The 6661-nt window shown below is 53.1% G+C and carries 5 protein-coding genes and 2 pseudogenes; 2 read left to right on the forward strand and 5 right to left on the reverse strand.

Translation table 11 applies throughout. The features are described from left to right. The first annotated feature begins 100 nt into the window (after window positions 1-100). Complete coding sequence (locus QA609_RS22780) at window positions 101-1369, forward strand: MFS transporter (RefSeq protein ID WP_278304916.1); 1269 nt, start codon at window positions 101-103, stop codon at window positions 1367-1369. A 2-nt stretch (window positions 1370-1371) separates the two neighbouring features. On the opposite strand, the gene QA609_RS22785 is transcribed toward QA609_RS22780, so the two are convergent. Then, the gene (locus QA609_RS22785; protein ID WP_278304917.1) at window positions 1372-1569 is read right to left on the reverse strand and encodes a hypothetical protein; all 198 of its coding nucleotides are present in this window, start codon (window positions 1567-1569) and stop codon (window positions 1372-1374) included. A 172-nt stretch (window positions 1570-1741) separates the two neighbouring features. On the opposite strand from QA609_RS22785, the gene QA609_RS22790 reads away from it, so the two are divergent. Beyond that, a complete protein-coding gene (locus tag QA609_RS22790) occupies window positions 1742-2506 on the forward strand; it encodes a recombinase family protein (RefSeq protein WP_278304918.1) in 765 nt (254 codons plus the stop codon). Between the two features lie 556 nt (window positions 2507-3062). On the opposite strand, the gene QA609_RS22795 is transcribed toward QA609_RS22790, so the two are convergent. From QA609_RS22795 to QA609_RS22810, 4 genes and pseudogenes are all read right to left on the reverse strand, one after another. Continuing rightward, complete coding sequence (locus QA609_RS22795; protein WP_278304919.1) at window positions 3063-3779, reverse strand: hypothetical protein; 717 nt, start codon at window positions 3777-3779, stop codon at window positions 3063-3065. A gap of 43 nt (window positions 3780-3822) precedes the next feature. Continuing rightward, window positions 3823-4617, reverse strand: coding sequence for a hypothetical protein (locus QA609_RS22800; protein ID WP_278304920.1), 795 nt, complete (start codon window positions 4615-4617; stop codon window positions 3823-3825). A gap of 67 nt (window positions 4618-4684) precedes the next feature. After that, window positions 4685-5199, reverse strand: a pseudogene (locus QA609_RS22805) (IS1595 family transposase); the annotation flags it as partial. A gap of 187 nt (window positions 5200-5386) precedes the next feature. Then, window positions 5387-6533, reverse strand: a pseudogene (locus tag QA609_RS22810) (ISH3 family transposase). Between the last annotated feature and the right edge of the window lie 128 nt (window positions 6534-6661).

Here is a 6661-nt window from a genome sequence, read left to right on the forward strand (position 1 = left end):
CGCAAGCGATGAGACACCTCTGGGGTGGTGGATGCATGCTCGAGCGGAACCATCACTGTCAGAAAATGACTACACGGCTCTCGGCCGCCTTCGTCTCAGCATGGACCACCAAACTGCCGACACGGACGAAGAAATCGACCGTACCGCACGTGCGGGAGCCATCGACGAGCCGGCTGCGACCGTCCCGTGGCGCTCCCGAACCGTCCAGATCGTGCTGGCAAGTACGGCGCTCGCACCGCTCGGCGTGCCGCTCATCAGCCCCGCACTGCCGGTGTTTCGTGACGTATTCGGAATCACCGACGCCCAGGCGAGCCTGCTCGTAAGCACCTACTTTATCGTCGGCATCGTTCTATCGCCGTTTATCGGCATCCTCGCCGACCGGATCGGTCGGAAGCGAGTGCTCGTCGCGGGGCTACTGGCGTTCGGCATCCTGGGCGGCGCCATGGCAGCCGCGCCGACGTTCGAAACTCTGCTTGCGCTTCGAATCGCCCAGGGAACCGCCGCCGCGGCAATCTTCATCACCACCGTGACGATCGTCGGCGACTCGTTCGACGGTGCCCAGCGAACTGCCGTATTGGGGGCGAACGTCGCCGTTCTCTCAGCCACCGCCGCCCTGTTTCCGGTACTCGGCGGCATGCTGGTGGGGATCGCGTGGAACGCACCATTTCTCACCTACCTTGCGGCGATCCCGATCGCCGTGTTCGCACAGGTGACGTTCGAGGAACCACACCGTTCCGCCGGCGGGCGCGGAATCGCGTATCTTGTGGATGCGACCCGGACAGTCCTGGCGCCGCCGTTACTGGTGTTGTTCGCCGTTGCTTTCCTCACCGAGTTCCTGCTGTTCGGCGTGGTCTTCACGGCGATGCCGTTCGTCCTCGCAGCGGCGTTCGCGCCGGTCGTGATCGGGGGCGTGATTCTCGTAGCCGGAACCGCGTCGATGGTAGCTGCTGCCGCGAGCGGTCGACTGTCCCGCTCGCTCTCGAACGAGTGGCTGATCGCGCTCGGGTTTGCCTGTTACGCGGTCGGCTTCGCCGCCGCGTGGGTTGCGACCGGATTATTTGTGACGACCGTCGCAGTCGTAGTTGTCGGCGTCGGCGTCGGCCTGCTGATGCCGGTCGTCGACGCCGCGGTGAGCGACCGCGCGAGCACCGAATATCTGGCTGGCGCAATGAGCCTCCGAAACAGCACCACGTTCCTCGGGCGGACCACCGGTCCGATCGCGTTCGCCGGATTGGCGATCTCCGTCGGCGTCGGCTACGAGCCGCTGCTGCTGGCCTCGAGTCTCGTCGCAATCATAGCGACCGGCGTTGTCGTGGTAATAGGACCTGTTCGCCTCGCCCGAAAGAGTTCTCAACACCCATCAGCATGACATTATGTGGGAGAGTCGATGAAGTTCTCGAGGGCGCGGTTGAAACGGATGAACTCCTCGAGAAACGGGCAATGACCGCGGTGGAGCGGCGGTCTCGACACGAGGGGTGGTTCGACGTCGATGTATGCACGGTTCACGTGTTCAACGAAATTTTGGTGTGCATAGATTGGACCGGCCTCGCCGGGCTCGGTGCCGATCATACCGGCGGTGCTCGACAATTATTCTGTCCCACCTTTTGCGAGCAACTTGAGGTCGACATCTTTGGGATCTCTGTATATACATCCCCTGTAATCAGGCACTTGCCTGCTTACAGGCTGTAAACAAGTCTTGTCCTTTAATTGCTAACGCTGAAAGAGACACGGTGAAAACAAGATGAACTGCGCAACCTACATTCGAGCGAGCACGGACAACCAAACAGACGCACATCAACGGAAGAGCATCGACGAGTGGCTACAGGAGAACGGTATCGACCTCACGGATGTCGATCGGTATGCTGACTTCGGTCAATCAGGCGCGAGTGACGACCGTGAGCAGTTCAGCGAGCTGCTCGAAGCACTCGAAGCTGGCGAGTATACGCATGTCGTGTGCTGGGAGATCAGTCGTCTCTCGAGGAAAGGCGCGACACTGCAGCGATTCTTCGACGTCTGCGAAGACACCGAGACGACTGTTGTGATCACGGATGGGAGTGTCGAAAAAGTCACTCCTGACGGCACTGGCCGATTCGTTGCTGATATCATCGGTATGGTCTACCAGCAGGAGCGTCGCACGCTCATCCGACGGATCGAGGCTGGACAGCGCCGTGCGCAACGACAGGGCAAATGGTTAGGGCAAGTTCCGGTAGGCTTCCGCCGCGACGACGAGGGATACCTTCAGCCGATCATTGATCCAGACCACGACGCCGGCGAAACGGGATATCTCGAACTCCGGGACGCACTCGAGCGAATCGACAACGGCGAGTCATACCGGTCTGTCGCTGAAGGACTCCCTGTCACCCGACAGTCGCTCTCGAATATTCACCAGAACTCCGACCGGCGGGAGTGGTATCTCGAGGCGACGGCTGATAAGGACGCCGTACATGCCGCACTTGAATCAGTCCGAACGGTGCCAGTCGACCAGATCAAAACATCGGACGATTGATCACGAGCAGTGTATCGTACACTTCTCTTCGAATCGCTGAGTACAGTCAAGCAGGTAACAGAGAAACGACTAATCTCTCCGGTAGATGTCAAAAACCGCCTGCTGAAGATAGAGCATCAATACAACAGTCAGATGCCGATGATTTCGCAACGATTCAGGACACAACAATGTGAACATATCAAAAAATGCTCTTCTTTGCTTTGTTGGATAGCGCCCTCTGAGGGGTAGCTTCGCGAAGCCAAACAGAGGATATACGGCGAGAGTTAATGATTCACCCCATCAGAATTGATGATCGGACTCAAATGACGCTATTCAACAGAGTATCTTGATCGACTTACCCAAGACGAGATCAAGCAAATGCTTCACTTGGTCAAAAGCGTGGCTGACTTCCCTAACATCACCTACGTCTTAGCGTTCGATTATGAAGTCGTGACCAATTCATTGACGTTATCAGAGGCAAACTCTAGACGAGTAGAGTGTTACACTATTTATTTATCAATATATGAACTTGGCACAAGAAGTATTTATATACATTTATCACTAATTATTTCCTATATTATTGTATCATATCATAAAACACAACACTGGAAATGATACTGAGAGATCCAGCAACAACAAACGATAAGATTGGACCAATTATCGGAATTTGCCATAGCGTTATTCCACTCAGAACAATAATCGCCAAAATAATAGCTATGGTGACTTCATGTCCGGAAGTCAATTGCCAACTTTTACGGGTGGATTTGATAACTGGTTGGTTTTCAGATATTATAATTGGCACTCCAAGAAAGAGCCGAGTTAGAATGAATACTCCGGGTACCACTAGTGCTAATAAACCCAATACTGTCAATAAAAGCGTGAGTGTTAAGTATACAACTACTTGTAAACTGGATGTGATCCCACTTTGGATAGAGCTTAGTACTCTTTGATTATTACCTTTATATAATAAAACATAATTCGCGCTCGCTCCACAGGTGATTGCAAGCATCCAGAGAATACCAACAGTGAATACAGCAATAATGGCTATGACCAGAGGACCTCGTGGTGGGATGACATACTGTTGCTCAAACATCCATGGGAACAGCTGTGATGCAATCGCGGTAATATCCCAGCTATATCTGTCAATCATTTGCCTAAGTCCATAAATCAAAAATGCTACTATAGCAAATGGTATAAATATTATAAAATTCGATTTGAATGTGATTATGATTGACTTAGGCGCCTCGGTTAATATCATGTTCTTATCAACATCGTTATTTTTATTTTCTCCCATGATTAAAAATAAGTACTGTCTAAAATAAGCTTTTGGCTGGAGATTACGCGTTGTTTTCGTGGATTCGATCATCAATGTGCCAACTATTTTCCTCTTCGGACAGGGTAACACTAACCCCATCTGAAGAGTATGTCACACTCTCCACAACAACCTCTGAAAACAGATGATGATAGTCAAAATAAATATGATCCTTAGTCCCAGTTGTTTTCTCCGAAATCACAACCCAAGCCCAGTCATCGATCTCAAAAGTTTCCCCCTGTGGAGTGCAGCTACCAGCCGCCTCTTCGTATTGTTCACAGCAAGCATCACAATATTCGAATGCGATTGCTGAAGGGTTGTGCTCTTTTCGCTCAGTATATGAACCACTACTCCAGCTATCAAGAACATAATCATCTTCAGCGAACGAAATGCCAACAATGTCATCGGGTTTTTCTCCTGACTCGTTGTTCCACGCATCATAGTTTACTTCATGTGTCCATGCAGCATCAACAGCGATTTCATCACCCGAACCAAAGACGGTTAGTTCGATATCACAATTCATCTGGTTCAATTTTTGAATGGAAGCCTCGTCACCTCCGCTACCAACGGATGCTGGCACACTATATTCAATATCCTTCGTTACTACCTTTACTCCATTGTTTTTCAAGAATTTTCTAAACTGTTCGGTACTACCGGTGTTTTTCCGAACTGTCAATGCACTTTCAATAACATCGTCACCTGATCCATTGTTTCTACCAGCAGCTGCAGACGGAATCAAAACACCAGTCGATGCGAGAGCTGTTCCAGACTGCAGGAGGCTTCTTCTCGTGATTCGATTGCTACAATTGTACTTTCCCATAATACATTTTCATCTATATATGTTAGTATTATAAATAATTTTGGTTCATTGAATAGCTGCTACGCTCTTATGTAGAACTGCGGAAACCCCCGATAACGATACAACCAATGGTTGAATCGACGGATTCACCAGCCAGGTTGAGCGACCGAACGATGCCGAAGGTATGAGCGGCCTGTTCCAAGCCCTGCTTGGACAGGCCGCGGAACTTCCGTAGCCACGGTTGAACAAGTGAAAAGAGGCACTCAGCTTGGTTAATGTGGACGCCGTCGGGCGATACGTATCTCTCTTTGTGTACGACTGTTCGGTGGTCACGCTCCATTTCTCTGTAGGCTTGGAGTCCGTCAGTCCAGACCTCTCCCAGTGGCTAGGAGAGGTCTTCAGCCTCCTGAATGACTGGCTCAAGATCACCGCTGAAGTCGATACCGAGTTTGCCGCGGATCACGCGAAGCGAGTCGCGGCACGCCGCGACGAGCGTCAGCTGATCACCGTGGCGGCCCCGCCAGCGTGAGCGGCCAGTTTGGACGAGCCGCCGCGAGAACGGCTGCTTCGCGGCGGCTCTTGTCCCTTGTAGCCCGAACAGACTCAGTCGATCACATCGACAGCCGCACGATCTCGTCCAGTAGGCGCTGAATCTGCTTGAGCTGTGCTCGGACCGTCTCGAAGAGATGGTGACAGTGATTTTTGGCACTGGACAGTCGCTGTCGGCGGCGATCCGCCGCCGACGCGACAGCGTTTCTACTCACGAGCGTCGCCCCAACTCGGGGGCAGACTACCGGAAGAACCGGTCGTCGAGTGGTTGATTCGCTGGGACAGCTCTGCGCACACCGAGGGCTGTCCAGGCAGCACGAACCACCATCTCACAGAACTCCGTGAACGACCACTCCCAGAGGCGGCGCCCCCCACGGCGGGGCGCCGCCACGTACATCCAGTGGAGATATCGCCAGACGTTCTGTAGCAACAGGCTCACGACGAACAGCAACAGCCGAAGCCCAGTGTCACGAGAACTGGTCAACGCGAGGCTCTGCTTGGCTAATCGGTAGCTAGCTTCGATACCGAAGCGCTTGCTGTAGTGGTGTCGTGCTTCTCGTGGGGTGTCGATGAACGGCGCGTCAACGGCGTAGCCGTGACGCGCCACCCCGTGTTCGTCGTATCGTCCTCGCTGGTAGACACAGTCGATGAACACAGGGAATGTTACCCGCCCAGCGAGTTCGTGTTCGATCACGCGACTCCAGCCTCTGGTGAGTTCGTCTTGAATCGTCTCGCCCCACTTGACGAGTGGCATGACGTAAGTGTAGTTGTGCGCATACAGCAGTTCGAGACAGGTGCTGTTGTAGAATCCGCGGTCGAGGTAAACGGCCTTGACGCGCAGGTCAAGGCCGTCGAGGAGTTCGAGGAACTCACCGAGGGCATCGCTGGTGGTTTCGCCAGAGACCAGCTGGCGAACCGCCAGCGTATATCGCTTGTTGCGCACCCGCGCGTAAAGCGTGGACGTAGGCGTGAAAGGCGGTGGTTCCTCGTTTCGCCTGGGAGAAGTACAGCGCCTCCGTTTCGTCCTCCTCACCGTAGTAGGGATCGAGGTGGAGGTCGGTGATGACCTCCACCGGTCGATCCGGAAGCGTCTCAAGGACATCCTGTTGAAGGAGCGTGTTCCCAACCGCTTCAACGGTATCAAGATCGAATTGATCGGTAAGATGTCCACGGACGGTATTGGCGTGGGGCCAGGCGTCGGTCGTCTCGCAGACGTGATTGATCGAGGTCTCGCCGGCGCTGGCGCCGGCGAGGACCTCGTACAGCTTCTCTGTCGTGACCTCTACGTTCTCTCCGAGATCCAACGAAAGCTCCTTGTCGAGACTGTTGACGACAAAATTAAGCAGGTGCTCCTCTTTTAACTCGCTGTCTGCTTGGGTAGATTGCACATCTTCTCCGAGCAGACACTCATCCTAATCCGATGTGATCGACTGATAATCCATCACCAAAACTAATTAGTTAAACATGAGTGGTAAAAGTATCGTACTTAGTATTCATTATACAGATTTCTAATTCT

Origin of the sequence: Natronococcus sp. A-GB7 (assembly GCF_029688865.1) — an archaeon.
GTDB lineage: Archaea > Halobacteriota > Halobacteria > Halobacteriales > Natrialbaceae > Natronococcus.

Bases quoted from the DNA above. Each gene is read 5' to 3' on its own strand.
- QA609_RS22780 (WP_278304916.1), top strand. From the start codon at position 101: ATGGACCACCAAACTGCCGACACGGACGAAGAAATCGACCGTACCGCA.
- QA609_RS22785 (WP_278304917.1), bottom strand. From the start codon at position 1,569: ATGATCGGCACCGAGCCCGGCGAGGCCGGTCCAATCTATGCACACCAA.
- QA609_RS22790 (WP_278304918.1), top strand. From the start codon at position 1,742: ATGAACTGCGCAACCTACATTCGAGCGAGCACGGACAACCAAACAGAC.
- QA609_RS22795 (WP_278304919.1), bottom strand. From the start codon at position 3,779: ATGGGAGAAAATAAAAATAACGATGTTGATAAGAACATGATATTAACC.
- QA609_RS22800 (WP_278304920.1), bottom strand. From the start codon at position 4,617: ATGGGAAAGTACAATTGTAGCAATCGAATCACGAGAAGAAGCCTCCTG.